Genomic DNA, 19,903 nt, shown 5'->3' with positions numbered 1-19,903 from the left:
GGCATGACCGGAGGTGACACCACCGACCAGGAGGAGGGGCGATGGCCTCGGACGAGTCTTCCGCCCAGCGCGAGCGTGATCGCGATCGGGCCACCACGCCCGTTGGCCCCGACGCGGGCCCGGACAGCCCCACCGACCTGCCCGGCAGTGGCTGGAAGGCGGCCTTCCGCCGAACGATCACCGAGTTCCAGGACGACAGCCTGACCGACTGGGCGGCGGCACTGACGTACTACGGGGTGCTGTCCATCTTCCCCGGCGTGCTGGTGCTGATCTCCCTGCTCGGCCTGCTCGGCGAGAGCGCGACGGAGGGCGTCAAGGACACCGTCAACCAGGCGGTGCCGAACGACAGCATCCAGAAGATCATCGAGGGCGCGATCGACACCGCGGGCCGCAACGGTGGCCTGGCCAGCATCGCCGCGATCGTCGGTCTGCTGGCCGCGTTCTGGTCGGCCTCCGGTTACATCGGCGCGTTCATGCGTGCCTCCAACACCATCTACGACGTGCCGGAGGGGCGACCGATCTGGAAGACGCTGCCGATCCGGCTCGGCGTGACGGCGGTGATCGGGGTGCTGCTGCTGGCCAGCGCGGTGATCGTGGTCTTCACCGGCCGCCTGGCCGAATCGGTCGGTGACGTGATCGGGGTCGGCTCGACGGCGGTGGCGGTGTGGGACGTCGCCAAGTGGCCGGTGCTGCTGGTCCTGGTCAGCCTGATGTTCGCGATCCTCTACTGGGCCTCGCCCAACGCGCGGCACGGCGGCTTCCGCTGGGTCAGCCCGGGCGGGGTGCTGGCCGTGGTGATCTGGTTGGTGATCTCCGGCCTGTTCGCCTTCTACGTGAGCAACTTCGGTTCGTACGACAAGACGTACGGGACGCTGGCCGGCGTGATCATCTTCCTGGTCTGGTTGTGGCTGAGCAACATCGCGATCCTGCTGGGGGCGGAGTTCGACGCGGAGTTGGAACGCGGTCGCGCGATCTCCGCCGGCCACCCGGTGGACGACGAGCCGTACGTCGAGCTGCGCGACGATCGCAAGCTCCGCAAGAAGCGCAACTCCGCCGGCCGCCGCTGACGGCCCAGCGCCAGGAGCCGGGCCAGCACAGGCCAGCAGAGCGCCAATCGCCCCGCCACCCGAGGATCGGCTGGCGGGGCGATTGCATGTCTGTCGATGAAACTGGCGGCGAGGGGTCGCAGGCCGTCCGTGATCCTTTCCTTGATCGACTAGTAGCTTTTGTTCTTTCGGACAAAAGTTGGTCTCGGAACGGTTGAAGCTCTGGACAGGCGGCGCTGAACGCTCTTACTGTGTCGGACACAACACATCGGCATTGCGTCGATGTGAACGCTGCCAATGAAGAGGGGGCCTCCCCGGTGCGTACCGTCGACCCCCTGCACGTGCGACTGTTGCGGTTGCTCCGCGACGAGGGGGCCGTGTCCCGCGCCGAGCTGGGCGACCGCCTCCAGATGCCGCGTCCACGCATGCTGGCCGAGCTGGACCGCCTGGTGGCGTTGGGTTACGTCGCCGAGGCGGGGCTCGCCGCGTCCCGAGGTGGGCGTCGCTCGACGCTCGTCGAGTTGAACCCGAAGCTGCGCTTCGCCGCCGTCGACCTCGGCGCCAGTTCGATGGACGTCGAGGTGGTCAACGGTCGCCTCGAACCGGTGGCCCACTACGCCGAGGCGGCGGACATCCGCAACGGCCCGAAGGTGACCCTGCAACGGGTCAACGAGCTGCTGCACAAGGCCCGGGTCGACGGCGCGTACGAGCGACTGGACGCGGTGGGCATCGGCGTACCCGGCCCGGTCAGCTTCCGTGACGGCGTGCCGGTCTCACCGCCGATCATGCCGGGCTGGGACCGGTTCCCGGTGCGTGAACTGCTCAGCCGGGAGCACGGCTGCCCGGCGGTCGTCGACAACGACGTCAACATCATGGCGATCGGCGAGCGGCACGGCGGTGTCGCCCACTCGGTGGACGACTTCCTCTTCGTGAAGATCGGCACCGGCGTCGGGTGCGGCATCTACCTCACCGGCGAGGTCTACCGGGGCACCGACGGCTGTGCCGGCGACATCGGCCACATCCAGGTCGACTCACACGGTCCGATGTGCTCGTGCGGCAACGTCGGCTGCCTGGAGGCGCTGTTCAGCGGCGCCGCGCTGGCCAAGGACGCGGCGGCCGCCGCCCGCAGTGGCACGTCGCCGGCGCTCGCCGAGCGATTGGCCCTGCGTGGTGTGGTGACCGCCCTGGACGTCGCCGAGGGCGCCGTCGAGGGCGACCTGACCTGCATCCAGTTGATCCGCGACGGCGGACGGCGGGTCGGCGGCGTGCTCGCCGGCCTGGTCAGCTTCACCAACCCGTCGATGATCGTGATCGGCGGCGGGCTGGCCCAGCTGGGTCACATCCTGCTCGCCGAGATCCGCAGCGTGGTCTACCGCCGGTCGCTGCCGCTGGCCACCGGCAACCTTCCCGTCGTCCTGTCCGAGCTGGGCGGCCGGGCCGGTGTCACCGGCGCGGCGGTGCTCGCGAGCGACGTCGCCTTCGGGGAAGCCTCGTGAGCGCGAGGAGTGAGCCGGGTTTGCGAGCCCCGCAGTCGCGAACAGCGGCCGGCATCGTGAGCGCGAGGAGTGAGCCGGGTTTGCGAGCCCCGCAGTCGCGAACAGAGGCCGGCATCGTGAGCGCGAGGAGTGAGCCGGGTTTGCGAGCCCCGCAGTCGCGAACAGAGGCCGGCACAGTGAGCTGTTCGAGATTCCGTCGTGAGCGAGGAGGAGACTGTGGCCCTGCCCGAGGATGACCCCGCCACCGCGTCGGCCGAGGCCGTCGCCGAGGCGCCGCTGGTCGAGGCTCCCGCCGACACCGTCGCGGGCGAGGTGGTCCTGCGCCTCACCGATCTGGTCAAGACCTTCCCTGGCGTACGCGCGCTCGACGGCGTGCAGCTGGAGGTGCGTGCCGGCGAGGTGCACTGCCTGCTCGGGCAGAACGGCGCCGGCAAGTCCACCCTCATCAAGGTGCTCGCCGGGGTGCACCAACCGGATTCCGGGCTGGTGGAGTGGCGCGGTGAGCCGACCACGTTCGCCAACCCGCAGGCGGCCATGAAGGCCGGCATCGCCACGATCTACCAGGAGCTTGACCTGGTCGAGGACCTGTCGGTGGCGGAGAACGCCTTCCTCGGGCACGAGTACCGCCGCTTCGGGTTCGTCCGGCGCGGCCGGATGGCCCGGCACACCCGGCAGATCCTCAGCCGGCTCGGCCACGGTGAGATTCCGCCGGGGCGGATGGTCAGGTCCCTGCCGGCGGCGGGCAAGCAGATCGTCAGCATGGCCCGGGCGCTGTCGCACGAGGCCCGACTGATCATCATGGACGAGCCGAGCGCGGTGCTGGCCCACGACGAGGTCGGCAACCTGTTCCGGATCATCCGCGAGCTGACCGCGCAGGGCATCGCCGTCATCTACATCTCCCACCGGTTGGAGGAGATCCGCGAGATCGGCGACCGGGTCACCGTACTCAAGGACGGCCGGACCACGGCGGCGAACCTGCCGGCGCGCGACACCCCGACCCGCGACCTGGTGAGCCGGATGACCGGCCGCACCATCGAGTACGTCTTCCCGGACCGGCCGGCCGACGACCCGGCGGGTGCCGACCTGCTCCAGGTGGAGGGGTTGACCCGCGAGGGCGAGTTCGCCGACGTCTCGCTGAACGTGCGCGCCGGGGAGATCGTGGGCATCGCGGGGCTGGTCGGCTCCGGTCGTTCCGAGCTGCTGGAGACGATCTACGGTGCCCGCCTGCCGGAGGCCGGCACGGTGCGGATGGACGGCAAGGTCCTGCGGCCCGGCGTCGGCGCGGCGGTTCGCGCCGGCATGGGGATGGCCCCGGAGGAACGTAAGAGCCAGGCGTTGCTGCTTGGCGAGCCGATCTACCGCAACGTCACGCTGGCCACCTTCGGCCGGTACGCGCGGCTCGGCTTCACCAACGCGGCCAAGGAACGCGCCGAGGCGGACCGGATCGCCGAGACCCTGGAGCTGCGGCCCCGCGACGTCGACCGGCCGGTCCGCACCCTGTCCGGCGGCAACCAGCAGAAGGTGGTGGTGGGGCGGTGGCTGCTCGGCGGCACCAAACTGCTGCTTCTCGACGAGCCGACCCGGGGTGTGGACGTGGGCGCCCGGGCTGAGCTCTACCAGGTCATCCGGGCGTTGGCCGCGCAGGGCGTCGGGGTGCTGCTGGTCTCCAGCGAGGTGCCCGAGGTGCTGGGTCTGGCCGACCGGGTGCTGGTGATGCGGGAAGGGCGGGTCGTCCGCGAAGCCGCGGCCGGCGAACTCGACGAGAACACTGTGCTTGACCTCGTGATGGCGGGGTCCTTGATGGAAGGCGCACCGGCATGAGCGACGCGACTCCCACTCCCACCGCGACACCGGAGCGCCCGCAGCTTCCGGCACAGTCGCCGCCGGTGGACCCGGCGGAGACTGCGGTGGCCAGCGACAAAGCATCCTCCGGGGGGAAGCTCTCCTGGTGGCGGGGTGACGGCGGCGACGGCGCGAAGCGCAACCTCGGTCTGATCGGGGTGCTGGCCGCGCTCATCGTGGTCGGCGCGGTCACCAAGCCCGACCTGTACGGCGACCCGAACTGGGTCTGGAACAACGTGCTGGCCATCCTCCAGTTGGCCTCCGTCGTCGGCGTGGTCACGGTCGGGATGACCTTCGTGATCATCGGTGGTGGTATCGACCTGTCGGTCGGTGCGATCGTCGCGCTGGCCGGGGTCTGGTGCACCACTGTGGCCACCCAGAGCTACGGCGCCGGCGGCATGATCTTCACCGCCCTGGTGGTCGGCATCTGCGTCGGCCTGGTCAACGGTGTGCTCATCTCGTACGGGCGGCTGGTGCCCTTCATCGCGACGCTGGCGATGCTGGTGGCCGCGCGCGGCCTCGCCGCGTCGATCTCCAACAAGCAGACCCAGGTGTCGAGCAGCACCTTCATCAACGACATCGCGGCGCGCAAGGTGATCGGCATCCCGATCCTCGTCTACATCCTCGGCGCGGTGGTGCTGGCCGGGTGGGTGGTGCTCAACCGGACGACCTTCGGCCGGCGGACCATCGCCGTCGGCGGCAACCCGGAGGCGGCCCGGTTGGCCGGCATCAACGTCCGGCGGCACACCATGCTGCTCTACGCGCTCTCCGGTCTCTGCTGCGGCATCGCCGCCATCATGCTCACCTCGCAGGCCACCTCGGCGCAGGCGGCGATGGCCAACCTGTACGAGTTGGACGCGATCGCCGCGGCGATCATCGGCGGGACGTTGCTCAGCGGCGGCCGGGGCACGATCGTCGGCTCGCTGCTCGGCGTCATCATCTTCGCCACGATCACGAACCTCTTCGCCATCAACGGCCTCTCCATCGAGGCCCAGAACATGGTCAAGGGCGGCATCATCGTCGCCGCCGTCCTGGTCCAGCAGTTCCAGTTCAAGTCCGTCACTCGGCTCCTCGCGCGGAACAGGGTCACCACCGCAACCTGACGCACCGCACCGTTGTCCTGGCGACGTCGAGATCTTCGACGGTGGCCGGGGCCCGCACACCCTCACAAAGTCACATCCCGCTCCCAGGAGGTCATTCATGACCCAGCACAGTCGCGACCTGTCGCGCCGCCGGTTGCTCTTCGGTGGAGCCGCAGTGGGCGCTGCCACCCTTCTCACCGCGTGCACCAGCAACGAGACTCCGGCCGCCAGCACCCAGACCAAGGCCGCCGGAAACGCCGAAGGCAACAACGCCCCGGGCAAGAAGGTCGTCATCGGCTTCTCCGCGCCGGCCGCCGATCACGGCTGGATGGGCGCGATCCACGCCAACGCCAAGGCGCAGGCCGCGGCCTACTCGGACGTGGAGTTCAAGGAGGTCGACGGCGGGTCGAACTCCGAGGCCCAGCGCTCCACGCTCGGCACGCTGATCGCCCAGAAGCCGGACATCATCGTCGTGCTGCCGCACGACGGCAAGGAGGTCAACGCCGTTGCCCTCCAGGCGATGCAGGCGGGCATCCCGATCGTGAACCTGGACCGGGCGTTCCCCGACGCGCTGGCCTCGCGGCTGGTCATCAAGGGCGACAACTACGGCATGGGCGTCTCGGCCGGGCACTTCATCGGCAAGATGCTCAAGGACAAGGGTGTCGCCAACCCGGTCATCGGTGAGATCGCCGGTCTGGAGATCCCGCTGACCGTCGAGCGCAGCAACGGCTTCAAGGCAGCCCTGGCCACCTACGGGTTCACGGTGAGCAACCGGCGCTCGGCCGAGTTCACCTCGGACAGCGGCCAGCGCGAGGCGGCCCAGCTGCTCCAGGCGCTGCCGAAGATCGACGCTGTCTGGAACCACGACGACGACCAGGGCATCGGTGTGCTCGCGGCCATCAAGCAGGCCAACCGGTCGGAGTTCTTCATGGTCGGCGGCGCGGGCTCCAAGCTCGCGATCGACGCGATCAAGGCCGACAACACCGTGCTGAAGGCCACTGTCACCTACAACCCGTCGATGGCCTCCTCGGCGGTCTCCCTCGCGCGGCTCATCGCGCAGGGTCGGGGCCTGGGCGACCTGACGGAGCTGCAGGTGCCCAAGGAAGTGACCCTGGCCTCGGAGACGATCACCAAGGAGAACGCGAGCAGCTACGACAAGCTCGGGTTCTGACATACCGGGGGGAGACCCACCTTGTCCACGAACGACAAAGAACTGCGGGTCGGCATGGTCGGCTACGCGTTCATGGGCGCCGCGCACTCGCAGGCGTGGCGCACCGTGAACCGCGTGTTCGACCTGCCGGCACGGGCCCGGATGGCGTTGATCTGCGGCCGAGACACAGCGAAGGTGGCCGACGCCGCCGACCGGCTCGGCTGGGACGCGTACACCACCGACTGGCGTGACCTGATCAACCGGGACGACATCGACGTCGTCGACATCTGCACCCCGGGCGACAGTCACGCCGAGATCGCTCTCGCCGCGTTGGCCGCCGGCAAGCACGTGCTGTGCGAAAAGCCGTTGGCCAACACGGTGGAGGAGGCACGGGCGATGACCGCCGCGGCGGACACCGCCCGGGCCGCCGGAGTGCGGTCGATGTGCGGGTTCAACTACCGCCGGGTCCCCGCGGTCACGATGATGCGCCAGTTGGTCGCCGACGGACGGCTCGGGGTGATTCGACACGTCCGTGCGACGTACCTGCAGGACTGGATCGTGGACCCGCAGTTCCCGCTGGTCTGGCGGTTGCAGAAGGACAGGGCGGGCTCCGGCGCGCTCGGTGACATCGGGGCGCACATCATCGACCTGACCCAGTACGTGACGGGTCAGCGGATCAGTGGCGTCAGCGCGGTCACCGAGACGTTCGTCAAGGAGCGGCCGTTGCCGGCCGAGTCGAGCGGCCTGGCGGCCACCGTGGACGGCGGCAGTGCGCCCACCGGGCCGGTAACCGTCGACGACGCCGCGGTCTTCGTGGCCCGGCTCGACGGTGGCGCGTTGGCCACGTACGAGGCCAGCCGCTTCGCGACCGGCCGCAAGAACGGCCTGCGCGTCGAGATCAACGGATCGCTGGGGAGCGTGGTCTTCGACCTGGAGCGCCTCAACGAGCTGGAGTTCTACGACGCCACCCGACCGGCCGCGGAGCAGGGCTTCAGCCGCATCCTGGTGACCGAGGGCGAGCACCCGTACATGTCGGCGTGGTGGCCCCCAGGCCACATCATCGGCTACGAGCACTCGTTCACGCACGAGATGCGCGACTTCATCGAGGCGGTCGCCACCGGTGTCGACCCGACTCCCTCCTTCGCCGACGCGTTGCAGGTCCAGCTGGTGCTGGACGCGGTGACGCGCTCGGCGGAGCTCGGCTCCTCCTGGGCCGAGGTGGCGCCGACGCTGACCGCGGCGGCCGTCTGACCTTTGACCATCCGCGACGGCGGTGAACGCGCCGCCGTCGCCCGACGGGCTTTCCGACGCCGACCGGCGAGGGACCAGCCACGGATTGCGCCCCGTGGCCGGGACAGAGGTCGGCATCGGGGAGCGTGCACCCGGGCCGTACGGCCCGGTGGCGCACGAGCAGGACGGTCGTCCGGTGTGACCGGACCGGGATTCCCCGGTCGCACCGGAGGACCGCCACCGGTGAGGATCCACAGGACCTGATGAGACCGTCCGCCGCTACCCCGAGCCCTGCCGTACCCGCCCGACGCTTTCCAACGGGTCGTGGTCCGGTCGGTGTTCCGGTGGGCGCGGCGGCCTGAGGCGTCCGGCCGGGGCATGCCAACGCCCCGACCGGCCGGATGCGGGGGAGGCAGGGTCGAGACGCCGACCCGACCCTGCCTACCAGCCCCGTCTGCTCGCACCTGCCGGGACCGGTCCGGCGTCGTCGCCGCCGACGCCGACGTCGGAAGCCGGTGTTGTTCCGGTGCGGGACGGGCGGACGGGGCCCATCCACCCCGGCTGTTCGGAAAACCGGGGCGTATCTTTCCGAAACATATTCTGATATTCCTATATTTAGCGGTACCGACGGTTCCTCGTGAACGGGGAAGGAGCACCATGCGAACAGGTGTCTGGCTGGTAGGAGCGCGCGGGTCCGTTGCGACCACCAGCATCGTCGGAGGGCTCGCGCTGCGGGCCGGTCTGGCCGGGCCGACCGGCTGCGTCACCGAGCTGCCCGAGCTGCGCGGCCCGGCCCTGCCGGCCTTCGCCGACCTCGTCTTCGGCGGGCACGACCTGGCCACCACTCCGCTGTGCAAACGCGCCGAGGCCCTCGCTGACGCCGGTGTCATCCCCTGGCGGCTGGTCGCGGCGCTCCGCGACGAGCTGGGCGTGGTCGAGCAGGAGCTGCGCCCCGCACCGGTGGGCGACACCCAGGCCGACCGGGCCGCCGCCGTGGTCCGTGATCTCACCACCTTCCGGGAGCGACACGAGCTGGACCGGGTGGTGGTGGTCAACGTCTCCGCCACCGAGCCGGCCCCTCGACCGCACCCCGGGCACGCCGACCCGGCCGCGCTGCGCGCCGCCCTCGACGGCCCGGACGAGGTGCTGCCGGTCAGCTCCCTCTACGGCTACGCGGCGCTGCTCGCCGGCTGCCCGTACGTCGACTTCACCCCGTCCACCGGGCTGCGGCTGCCGGCGCTCGCCGCGCTGGCCGAGGAGGCCCGCCTGCCGTACGCCGGCCACGACGGCAAGACCGGGGAAACCCTGGTCAAGTCGGTGCTCGCGCCGATGTTCGCGATGCGCAACCTGGCCGTGGGGTCCTGGTCCGGGGTCAACCTGCTCGGCGGCGGCGACGGCGCGACCCTCGCCGACCCGGCCGCGAACGCGGCGAAGGTGCAGAGCAAGCAGCGGGTGCTCGGTGAGACGTTGGGCTACGTCCCGCAGGGCGGCACCCGCATCGAGTACGTCGAGGAGCTGGGCGACTTCAAGACCGCCTGGGATCTGATCACCTTCACCGGTTTCCTCGGCACCGGCATGCGGATGGAGTTCACCTGGCACGGCTGCGACTCGGCGCTGGCCGCGCCGCTGGTGCTCGACCTGGCCCGACTCACCGCCGCCGCGCACGCCGCCGGGCAGGTGGGACCGCTCGTCGACCTGGGCTTCTTCTTCAAGGACCCGCTGGGCGCGCCCACCCACTCGCTCGGCGAACAGTGGGCCCGGCTGACCGCCTTCACCCGGCAACTGCACGGCGGGGACGGTGCCCATGACAACGTTGGCTGATCTTGCCGAGCTGGTCCGCGCTCCGGCGGCGCTCTCGGTGCCCGGTGACGTGATCGCCGGGGCCGCGGCGGCCGGCGCGTTGAGCCCGCGTACCCCGGCTCTGGCCGGCGCCTCGGTGTTGCTCTACTGGGCCGGGATGGCCGCCAACGACTGGGCCGACCGACGCCTGGACGCCGAGGAGCGGCCCGAACGACCGATCCCGAGCGGGCGGGTCACCCCGGCCGCCGCGGTCGGTCTCGCGGCGGGCCTCACCGCCGCCGGCGTGGGCCTGGCCGCCGCCGTGGGCGGTCGCCGCGCCGCCGCGCTCGCCGTGCCGCTGGCCGCCACCATCTGGGGGTACGACCTGCTGGCCAAGAACACCGCCGCCGGCCCGGCGGTGATGGCCGCCTGCCGGGGCCTGGACGTGTTGCTCGGCGCGTCCGGCGGCCGGCTGACCCGGGCGTTGCCGGCGGCGGCGACAGTCGCCGCGCACACCTGGACGGTCACCGCGCTGTCCCGCCGGGAGGTCACCGGCGCCGACGCCACCCTGCCGATGCGCACCCTGGCCGGCACCGCGCTGGTCGCCGCCAGCGCCGCCGTCGCCGCGCCAGGGGCCCGACGCGCCGCCGCTCGTAGCGCTGAACAGGCCGGAGTCACCGACCGAGCCGGAGCCACCGACCGGGCCGAGGCCGTCGGCGAGATCGGGGTGAGCGCGGGCCGCGGCCGCATGGCCGGGATCGCCGCGGTGCTGCCCGCCGTGCTGGCCGGCTGGTACGCCGCCCGGTACGGCGCGGCCCAGGCCCAGGTTGTCCGGGACCCGTCGGCCGGACGGGTCCGCGCCGCCGTCGGCGCCGGGATCACCGGGCTGCCGGCCCTCCAGGGTGCCCTCACCGCGCGGGGTGGAGCGGGTCTGCTCGGGGTGGCCGTCGCGGCGGCCGCGCCGCTGGGTCGACGGCTGGCCCGGAAGGTCTCCCCGACATGAGCGTCCCCGAGCCCCGACCGGGCGCGCCGGCCGCCGACGCCACGACGCTGCGCCTCGGGTACGGCACCAACGGTTTCGCCAACCACCGGCTCGACGACGCGCTCGCCGTCATCGCCGAACTCGGCTACGACGGGGTGGCGCTCACCCTGGACCACGACCACCTGGACCCGTTCGCGCCCGGGCTCACCCGCCGGGTCGCCGCCGTCGGTCGCCGGCTGGAATCGTTGGGCCTGGCCGTGGTCATCGAGACCGGGGCCCGCTACCTGCTCGACCCGTGGCAGAAGCACGCCCCCACGTTGCTGCACGACGACCCGACCCGGCGCATCGAGTTCCTGCGGCGGGCCGTGCGGATCGGTGCCGACCTGGGCGCGGAGGCGGTCTCGTTCTGGGCCGGCGTCCGACCCGAGGCGGTGCCGCAGCAGTGCGCCTGGGACCGGCTGGTGGCCGGGTGCGCCACGGTGGTCGACGCGGCCGACGCCGCCGGCGTCACAGTCGGGTTCGAACCGGAGCCGGGCATGCTGGTGCAGGACATCGCCGACTGGCGTCGGCTGTACGCCGCCCTCGGCAGCCCGGCCCGCTTCGGCATCACCCTCGACATCGGCCACTGCCGGTGCCTGGAGCCGTGGCCGGTGCCGCAGTGCGTCGCCGAGGTGGCCGATCACCTGGTCAACGTGCAGATCGACGACATGCGCCGGGGCGTGCACGAGCACCTGGAGTTCGGGGTCGGCGAGATCGACTTTCCGCCGGTGCTGGCCGCGCTGCGCGACGCCGGCTACCGCGGCCTGGTCGCCGTCGAGCTGCCCCGCGACTCGCACGCCGCACCCGCCGTGGCCGCCCGGTCGATCGAGTTCCTGCGCGCCGCCGCCGCGACAGCCGCCGATGACCACTCTGCCAGCCCCCTTTGCTCTGCACCCGCCGAGGCGACACCCACTGAAGAGGCCCCGGCGCATATGTAGGTGCAGAGCAAAGGGTGGTGGGGCGCCTGGAGCAGCAAGAGGGAGGAGACGGGATGACACCGGATTCACTACGGGCCGCGCTGGGAGGCGTACCCGATCCCGACTGGCTGGACACGGCGTTGCGCCGGGTCACCACCGAGCCCACCGCGATCACCCGGCTCTTCCCCGCCGTCGGCCGCCGCTGCGGCCGGGCCGCGCTGCCCGACGCCCCCGGCTGGACCGCCGACGACGCGGCCCGGGTGCTGCTGCTGACCAGCCTGCCCGGCGAGCACGCGGAGTACGCCGAGCGCCTCTACCAGCACGGTGACGCGGCCGAGCGGCGAGCCGTGCTGCGGGCCCTGTCGCTGCTGCCGATCGGCGCCGCCGGCGTGCCGTTGCTGCACGACGCGATCCGGACCAACGACACCCGGCTGGTCGCCGCCGCGCTCGGCCCGTACGCCCGGCACCTCGACCCGGCCGCCTGGCGACAGGCGGTGCTCAAGTGCGTGTTCAGCGGCGTCCCCCTGGCCGCGGTGGCCGACCTGGACACCCGGGCCGACGGCGAACTGGCCGCGATGCTGGCCGCGCTCGCCGCCGAACGGCACGCCGCCGGCCGGGACCTGCCCGCCGACGCCACCGACCTGCTCCACCGGCTCACCGCCGCACTGCCCCGGGAGGCGTGACATGCGCATCTTCGACCCCCACATCCACATGACCTCACGCACCACCGACGACTACGAACGGATGGCCGCCGCCGGCGTGCGCGCGGTGGTGGAACCGGCGTTCTGGCTGGGGCAACCGCGCACCAGCGCGGCCTCGTTCACCGACTACTTCGACTCGCTGATCGGTTGGGAGCCGTTCCGGGCCGGGCAGTTCGGGGTGCGCCACTTCGCCACCATCGCGCTGAACCCCAAGGAGGCCAACGACCCGCGCTGCCGTCCGGTCCTCGACCTGCTGCCCCGCTACCTGGACAAGGACGCGGTGGTCGCGGTCGGCGAGATCGGGTACGACTCGATGACGCCCGAGGAGGACGAGGCGTTCGCCGCGCAGCTCGCCCTCGCTGTGGCGTACGACCTGCCGGCGCTGGTGCACACCCCGCACCGGGACAAGGCGCGCGGCTGCGAGCGGACCCTCGCCGTGGTCGCCGAGTCCGGCATCGACGCGGGTCGCGTGGTGGTCGACCACCTCAACGAGGTGACCGTCAAGCTCGTCAGGGACAGCGGCTGCTGGTTGGGCTTCTCGATCTACCCGGACACCAAGATGACCCCGCAGCGGATGGTGGAGCTGCTGCGCGAGTACGGCACGGACCGGATGCTCGTCAACTCGGCGGCCGACTGGGGGCGCTCCGACCCGCTGCTGACCCGGGCCACCGGCGAGGCGATGCTGGCGGCCGGCTTCAGCGACGACGACGTCGACACGGTGTTGTGGCGCAACCCGGTGGAGTTCTACGGGCAGTCGGGGCGGCTCGACCTCAGCGACCTGGACGTCAGCGCCGCCGTGGACCCGCAGACCGGCAACTCGATCCTGCGCGGCGGTAGCTGATGCGGCTGCGACACGCCGGCGGCGAGACCGTCCACCTCGGCTACTGCACCAACGTGCACCCCGCCGAGGACCTCGCCGGCATCCTCGGCCAACTGGACACCTACGCCCTGCCGGTGCGTCAGGCGCTCGGCAGTGACCTGCTCGGGCTCGGCCTGTGGCTGGCCGCCCCGGTCGCCGCCGAGCTGGCCGCCGACCCGACGCTGCGCCGCCGGCTGCGCGCCGAACTGGACGCGCGCGGTCTGGAGGTGGTCACCCTCAATGGCTTCCCGTACGCGGCCTTCCAGGCACCGGTGGTGAAGCAGGACGTGTACCACCCGGACTGGACCACCGAGCAGCGTCTGACGTACACACTGGACCTGGCCCGGGTGCTCGCCGACCTGCTGCCCGACGACGCGGCCCGGGGTTCGATCTCCACCCTGCCGCTGGCCTGGCGGCAACCGTGGGACACCGGCCGCGCGGACGCGGCGCGACAGCGACTGGACCAGCTGGCCGCCGGCCTGGCCACGGTGCAGCGGGACACCGGCCGTGAGGTGCGCATCGCCTTCGAGCCGGAGCCCGGTTGTGTCGTGGAGAGCACCGCTCAGGCCGCCGCGTTGCTGTCCGGAATGGACACCGACCGGTTGGGTGTCTGTGTCGACCTGGCCCATCTGGCCTGCGCCTGGGAGGAGCCCGCCGAGGCGCTGGACCGGCTGCGGGCCGCCGGCCTTCCGGTGGTGAAGGTGCAGGTGTCGGCCGCCGTCGAGGCCGCCGACCCGGAGGGTGGGGCCGAGGCGCTGCGCCGCTGGGTGGAGCCCCGCTTCCTGCACCAGACCCGGGGCGCCGGTTGTGCCGGTCTGGCCGACCCGGCCGACCCGGCGTACGCGGCCGACGACCTGGACGAGGCGCTGGACCGGGCGCTCCCCGGCCCGTGGCGGGTGCACTACCACGTGCCCCTGCACGCCCCGCCCGAGGAACCGCTCGGCTCGACCCTGCCGGTGCTCCGCGCGGCCCTGAGAGCGCTCTTCGAGGGTCCGACCGCCGGCTGCGACCACCTCGACGTCGAGACGTACACCTGGGGGGTGCTGCCGGCCGCCCGACGGCCCGGCACCGATGCGGAGCTGGCCGCCGGCATCGCCGCGGAACTGGCCTTCGCCCGCGACGAACTGGTCGGCCTCGGCCTGACCGCGCAGCGATCCGTGAGTATGGGAGTGACGCGATGAGCCGGCGACTGGTGGTCCTCGACGTGGTGGGGTTGACGCCCCGACTACTGGCGCACATGCCGCGACTGCGGGGAGTCGCCGACGGCGGCTTCCGGGCCGAGCTGGGCACCGTGCTGCCCGCCGTGACCTGCTCGGTGCAGTCCACCTTCCTCACCGGCGAGCCGCCCAGCGGGCACGGGATCGTCGGCAACGGGTGGTACTTCCGGGAACTGGGCGAGGTGTTGCTGTGGCGGCAGCACAACGCGCTGGTCGGCGGGGACAAGCTCTGGCAGGCCGCCCGGCGGGCCGAACCCGGCTACACGGTGGCCAACGTCTGCTGGTGGTACGCCATGGGCGCCGACGTGAACTGGACTGTCACGCCCCGGCCGGTCTACTACGCCGACGGGCGCAAGGAGCCGGACTGCTACACCGACCCGCCGGAGCTGCACGACGCGCTCACCGGGCGGTTGGGCACGTTCCCGCTGTTCACCTACTGGGGGCCGACGGCCGGATTGCCGTCGTCACGGTGGATCTGCCAGGCGGCCGAGCAGATCCTCGCCGACGTGTCACCCGACCTGACGCTGGTCTACGTGCCGCACCTGGACTACGACCTGCAACGTTTCGGCCCCTCGTCGGCCGAGGCCGCCGCGGCGGCGGCCGAGCTGGACGCGGTCCTCGGCCCGCTGCTGGACGCCGCCCGGGCCCGGGACGCCACGGTGGTGGTGCTGTCGGAGTACGGCATCACCGACGTGTCCCGGCCGGTGGACGTCAACCGGTTGCTGCGCGCCGAAGGGCTGTTACGGGTGCACACCCAGGCCGGCATGGAGTACCTCGATCCGTGGACGTCGAAGGCGTTCGCTGTCGCCGACCACCAGGTGGCGCACGTCTACGTCAAGGACCCGGCCGACGTCGCGGCGGTGGCGAAGCTCTGCGCCAACCTGCCCGGGGTGGCCGAGGTGCTCGACGCCGACGGCAAGGCCGCACACGGGCTGGACCACCCGCGCGCCGGTGAGCTGGTGCTCGTGGCCGAGCCGGACGCCTGGTTCACGTACTACTACTGGTTGGACGACGCCCGGGCGCCGGACTTCGCCCGGCTGGTGGAGATTCACCGCAAGCCGGGTTACGACCCGGCGGAGTTGTTCTTCGACCCGGCCAACCCCGGTGCCGCGAAGGCCCGGGCCGGGGTCGCGCTGGCTCGCAAGAAGCTCGGCATGCGCTACCTGATGAGCGCTGTCGGCCTGGACGCCGGCGCGCGGGCGGTGCGCGGTTCGCACGGGCGGCTGCCGGACGACCCGGCCGACGCCCCGGTGCTGCTCTGCTCCGACCCGACGGCGGCCCGCGACAAGATCGCGGCCACCGAGGTCAAGGCGCTGCTGCTGGAGCTGGCCGGATTAGGCGTCGACGGCGCGAGCGGTTCAGGGGAGCGGACATGACGGTCACCGTCGCGCCCACCGACACGAGCGGGCTGCGGGCACGCTTCGACGCGGAACTGGCCGGGTTCCTGGAGCGGCAGGGCCCGGACTGGCCCGACGGCGCGCCGCGTGGCGTGTTCACCGCCCTGCAACGGTTCGTGCTGGCCGGTGGCAAACGGATACGACCGCTCTTCTGCTACTGGGGCTGGCGCGGGGCGGGCGCGGCCGACGGCACCCCGATCGTGGTGGCGGCCGCCGCCCTGGAGCTGTTCCACGCGTTCGCGCTGATCCACGACGACATCCTGGACGGCAGCGACCGCCGCCGCGGTGAGCCGTCGGTGCACCGGCTCTTCGCCGACCTGCACGCCCGCTCGTCGTGGCGGGGTGACCCCGAGGCGTACGGCCGCAACACCGCGCTGCTCTGCGGGGACCTCTGCGCCGCGTGGTCGGATCAGATGTTCCACGAGTGCGGGCTGAGCACCGAGCAGGTGCACCGGGGTTACGGCGTGTTCGCGCTGATGCGTACCGAGGTGATCGCGGGGGAGTACCTGGACCTGGTCTCGGGCGTCGGGGACGGCTCGGTGGCCAGCGCGCTCACCGTGATCCGGATGAAGGCCGCCCGGTACACGGTCACCCGACCCTTGCAGATCGGCGCGGCCCTGGCCGGCGCGGGACCGGAGCTGATCGCCGCGCTGGGCGAGTTCGGTGATCCGCTGGGTGACGCTTTCCAGCTCCGTGACGACGTGCTGGGCGTCTTCGGTGATCCGGCGGTCACCGGGAAGTCGGTCCTGGACGACCTGCGTGAGGGCAAGCCGACGGTCATGATGGCGCTGGCCCGCAGCGCCGCCGACCGGTCGCAGACCGTCCGGCTGCGGGAGCTGTTCGGCAACCCGGCGTTGGACGCCGAGGGCGCGGCGGAGTTGCGCGAGATCATCGAGGCGACCGGCGCGCGGGAGCGGATCGAGCAGATGATCCGGGTCCGGACGGCGGCCGCGCTGTCCGCCCTACAGAGCGCGGCGGTGGCCGACGATGCCCGCGTGGCCCTGGTCGAGCTGGCCGGGCAGGCGATCGACCGACGCGCCTGACCGGCGACTTTCGATCAAATCGACGAAAGTTGATGCTGAACCGCCGGAAGATATAGACACATCGACACATGGGACTTAGTGTCGTGACCAACACGACAATGTTTCGTCGAGGTGAACCGGCGGCGCGGTAACCCATCGACCCCCACCACCGCTACGGCATCCGGCGCGACGGCGCGCGCCCGGCCTGGCAGTCACTCGTCAGGAAGGGGCAGCACAGATGTCCATGAAGGACGTTTTCAGACAACGGTCCCGACGATGGTTCTCCGCCGGATCGGCACTGCTGCTCGCGGTCGCCGCCGGCACTGTCACACTCGCCGCCGGCTCGGCCCCCGCGCAGGCGCACACCATCGTCGCCAGCGACTTCCAGCAGGTCGAGTTGGCCCGCGGCGTGACCGACATGGGTGAGCCGATGTCCCTGGCGGTGCTGCCGGACCGCTCGGTCCTGCACACCGCCCGCAACGGCACCCTGCGCCGCACCGACGCGGGCGGCACCACCAGCGTGATCGGCACCCTGTCGGTCTACACCCACGACGAGGAGGGGTTGCAGGGCGTCGGGGTCGACCCGGGCTTCGCCAGCAACCGGTACATCTACCTCTACTACGCCCCGCCGCTCTCCACCCCCGGCGGTGACGCGCCGGCCACCGGCACCGACTTCTCGGCCTGGAACGGCGTCAACCGGCTCTCCCGGTTCACCCTCAACGCGGACTTCACGCTCAACCAGTCCAGCAAGGTCGACGTGCTCGACGTGCCGGCCAACCGGGGCCTGTGCTGCCACGTCGGTGGGGACATCGACTTCGACGCCGCCGGCAACCTCTACCTGTCCACCGGGGACGACACCAACCCGTTCGAGTCCGCCGGCTACTCGCCGCTGGACGAGCGGACCAACCGCAACCCCGCGTACGACGCGCAGCGCAGCGCCGGCAACACCAACGACCTGCGCGGCAAGATCCTGCGGATCAAGGTGAACGCCAACGGCACGTACTCCATCCCGTCGGGCAACCTGTTCGCCCCCGGCACGGCCAAGACCCGGCCGGAGATCTACGCGATGGGGTTCCGCAACCCGTTCCGGATCAGCGTGGACAAGGCCACCGGGGTGGTCTACGTCGGTGACTACGGGCCGGACGCCGGCTCCACCAGCTCCACCCGAGGGCCGTCCGGCCAGGTCGAGTTCAACCGGGTCGCCGCACCGGGCAACTACGGCTGGCCGTACTGCACCGGCACCAACACCAGCACCGAGACGTACAACGAGTGGGACTTCGCGACGAACACCAGTGGCGCGAAGTACAACTGCACCGGCGGGCCGACGAACAACTCGTTCCGCAACACCGGCCTGACCACCCTGCCGCCGGCCCAGCCGGCCTGGATCCGGTACGCCGGCGACGCCGGCACCCCGACCGAGTTCGGCGGTGGCTCCGAGTCGCCGATGGGCGGCCCGGTCTACCGGTACAACGCCTCGTCGACCTCCACCACCAAGTTCCCGCAGTCGTTCGACGGGCAGTTCTTCGCCACCGAGTTCGGCCGCGGCTGGATCAAGCCGATCCACGTCAACGCCGACGGCTCCCGGGGCACCATCGACACCTTCCCCTGGGTCGGCAAGCAGGTGATGGACTCCGCGTTCGGCCCGGACGGCGCGTACTACGTGCTCGACTACGGCACCGGCTACTTCAACGGTGACGCCAACTCGGCGCTCTACCGCTTCGACTACGTCGGTGGCGGCAACCGGGCGCCCACCGCGAAGGCCAGCGCCAACCGCACGTCCGGGGCGGCCCCGCTCACCGTGGCGTTCTCCTCGGCCGGCTCGTCCGACCCCGAGGGCGGCGCGCTCACCTACTCGTGGGCGTTCGGTGACGGAACCACCTCCACCTCGGCGAACCCGTCGAAGACGTACAACGCCAACGGCACCTACACCGCCACGTTGACGGTGCGGGACCCGCAGGGCGCCACCGGCAGCAGCAGCGTGCAGATCAGCGTCGGCAACACCGCGCCCACGGTCACGATCAACAACCCGGGTAACGGTCAGCTGTTCAGCTTCGGGGACACCGTGCCGTACAGCATCACGGTGACCGACCCGGAGGACGGCACCATCGACTGCACCAAGGTCAAGATGACCTACGTGCTCGGGCACGACCAGCACGGGCACCAGATCACCTCGAAGACCGGTTGCTCGGGATCGATCACCATCCCGGTCGACGGCGAGCACGACGACGCGGCGAACATCTTCGCGATCTTCGACGCCGAGTACACCGACGCCGGTGGGCTGACCACGCACACCCAGCACACGCTGCCGCCGCGGCACCGTCAGGCCGAGTTCTACGCCACCTCGTCGGGGATCAACGTGTTCAGCAAGACCCCGGCCGAGGGTGGCAAGACCGTCGGTGACATCAACAACGGCGACTGGATCGCCTTCCAGCCGTACCGACTGGGCAACGTGACCTCGTTCAACGCCCGGGTCTCCTCGGCGGGTGCCGGTGGCACCCTCCAGGTCCGGGCCGGCTCGGCCACCGGCACGGTGCTCGGCTCGGCCACGGTCCCAGTGACCGGCGGCTGGGAAACCTTCACCACCGTCACCGGGACGATCAGCAATCCGCCGACCGGCACGACCACCCTCTACCTGACCTTCGCCGGGTCGGGCACCGGGGCGCTCTACGACCTGGACGCGTTCACCTTCGTCACCGGCACGCCGCCGGCCAGCGGGACCGGGCCGATCAAGGGCCTGGGCGGCAAGTGCCTGGACGTGCGGGGCGCCGCCACCGCCGACGGCACGCAGATCCAGATCTACACCTGCAACGGCAGCGCGGCGCAGACCTGGGCGGTCACCGCGAACTCGACGATCAAGTCGTTGGGCAAGTGCCTGGACGTCTCGGGTGCCGGCACCGCGGACGGCACCAAGATCCAGCTCTGGACCTGCAACGGCACGGCCGCGCAGAACTGGGCCGCCCAGGCCGACGGCACGCTCCGCAACCCGTCGTCCGGCAAGTGCCTCGATGTCTCCGGTAACAGCTCCGCCGACAGCACCGTGGTCCACCTGTGGACCTGTGTCAGTGGTGCCGCCAACCAAAAGTGGACCCTGCCCTGAGCTGGCGGGAGGGGCCCTTCGACAACGCCTAGTGTGGTGCGAGGGGC

15 protein-coding genes are annotated in these 19,903 nt (G+C 71.5%); all 15 read left to right on the top strand.

Annotation, left to right across the window (positions count from 1 at the left end; all coding sequences use genetic code 11):
• Positions 1 to 41 precede the first annotated feature (41 nt).
• Positions 42 to 1,067, top strand: coding sequence for a YihY/virulence factor BrkB family protein (locus AB0C03_RS13675; protein WP_210859094.1), 1,026 nt, complete (start codon positions 42 to 44; stop codon positions 1,065 to 1,067).
• 296 nt (positions 1,068 to 1,363) lie between these two features.
• On the top strand, positions 1,364 to 2,542 hold the full coding sequence (locus AB0C03_RS13670) for an ROK family protein (RefSeq protein WP_030330411.1): 1,179 nt from the start codon (positions 1,364 to 1,366) through the stop codon (positions 2,540 to 2,542).
• Positions 2,543 to 2,854: 312 nt separating this feature from the next.
• Positions 2,855 to 4,363, top strand: coding sequence for a sugar ABC transporter ATP-binding protein (locus AB0C03_RS13665; RefSeq protein ID WP_030330410.1), 1,509 nt, complete (start codon positions 2,855 to 2,857; stop codon positions 4,361 to 4,363).
• Entirely contained in the window at positions 4,360 to 5,487 is a 1,128-nt protein-coding gene (locus AB0C03_RS13660) for an ABC transporter permease (protein ID WP_030330409.1), read from the top strand. The genes AB0C03_RS13665 and AB0C03_RS13660 overlap by 4 nt, the downstream gene beginning before the upstream one ends.
• 97 nt (positions 5,488 to 5,584) lie before the next feature.
• Positions 5,585 to 6,637, top strand: coding sequence for a substrate-binding domain-containing protein (locus AB0C03_RS13655; RefSeq protein ID WP_030330408.1), 1,053 nt, complete (start codon positions 5,585 to 5,587; stop codon positions 6,635 to 6,637).
• Between the two features lie 54 nt (positions 6,638 to 6,691).
• Positions 6,692 to 7,867, top strand: coding sequence for a Gfo/Idh/MocA family protein (locus AB0C03_RS13650; RefSeq protein WP_374224275.1), 1,176 nt, complete (start codon positions 6,692 to 6,694; stop codon positions 7,865 to 7,867).
• Between the two features lie 636 nt (positions 7,868 to 8,503).
• Positions 8,504 to 9,667, top strand: coding sequence for an inositol-3-phosphate synthase (locus AB0C03_RS13645; RefSeq protein WP_357636800.1), 1,164 nt, complete (start codon positions 8,504 to 8,506; stop codon positions 9,665 to 9,667).
• Positions 9,651 to 10,628 (top strand): SCO3242 family prenyltransferase, encoded by a 978-nt coding sequence (locus AB0C03_RS13640; protein WP_357636797.1) that lies wholly within the window; start codon positions 9,651 to 9,653, stop codon positions 10,626 to 10,628. Before AB0C03_RS13645 ends, AB0C03_RS13640 begins: the two co-directional genes overlap by 17 nt.
• Entirely contained in the window at positions 10,625 to 11,584 is a 960-nt protein-coding gene (locus AB0C03_RS13635) for a sugar phosphate isomerase/epimerase family protein (protein WP_357636794.1), read from the top strand. Before AB0C03_RS13640 ends, AB0C03_RS13635 begins: the two co-directional genes overlap by 4 nt.
• A 53-nt stretch (positions 11,585 to 11,637) precedes the next feature.
• Complete coding sequence (locus AB0C03_RS13630) at positions 11,638 to 12,246, top strand: EboA domain-containing protein (RefSeq protein ID WP_210865388.1); 609 nt, start codon at positions 11,638 to 11,640, stop codon at positions 12,244 to 12,246.
• Between the two features lies 1 nt (position 12,247).
• A complete protein-coding gene (locus AB0C03_RS13625) occupies positions 12,248 to 13,105 on the top strand; it encodes a TatD family hydrolase (RefSeq protein WP_030330402.1) in 858 nt (285 codons plus the stop codon).
• Complete coding sequence (eboE, locus tag AB0C03_RS13620) at positions 13,105 to 14,304, top strand: metabolite traffic protein EboE (RefSeq protein WP_357636790.1); 1,200 nt, start codon at positions 13,105 to 13,107, stop codon at positions 14,302 to 14,304. The genes AB0C03_RS13625 and eboE overlap by 1 nt, the downstream gene beginning before the upstream one ends.
• Positions 14,301 to 15,716 carry an alkaline phosphatase family protein gene (locus AB0C03_RS13615; protein WP_030330400.1) on the top strand — a complete coding sequence of 472 codons (1,416 nt, stop codon included), beginning with the start codon at positions 14,301 to 14,303 and terminating at the stop codon, positions 15,714 to 15,716. The genes eboE and AB0C03_RS13615 overlap by 4 nt, the downstream gene beginning before the upstream one ends.
• On the top strand, positions 15,713 to 16,780 hold the full coding sequence (locus tag AB0C03_RS13610) for a polyprenyl synthetase family protein (protein ID WP_030330399.1): 1,068 nt from the start codon (positions 15,713 to 15,715) through the stop codon (positions 16,778 to 16,780). Before AB0C03_RS13615 ends, AB0C03_RS13610 begins: the two co-directional genes overlap by 4 nt.
• 223 nt (positions 16,781 to 17,003) lie before the next feature.
• Complete coding sequence (locus tag AB0C03_RS13605) at positions 17,004 to 19,856, top strand: PQQ-dependent sugar dehydrogenase (RefSeq protein WP_400447596.1); 2,853 nt, start codon at positions 17,004 to 17,006, stop codon at positions 19,854 to 19,856.
• Positions 19,857 to 19,903: the final 47 nt, after the last annotated feature.

This window comes from Micromonospora parva, from assembly GCF_040649675.1.
In the GTDB taxonomy this organism is placed as follows: Bacteria; Actinomycetota; Actinomycetes; order Mycobacteriales; family Micromonosporaceae; genus Micromonospora; species Micromonospora parva.
This window is presented reverse-complemented; position numbering and strand designations above follow the sequence as displayed.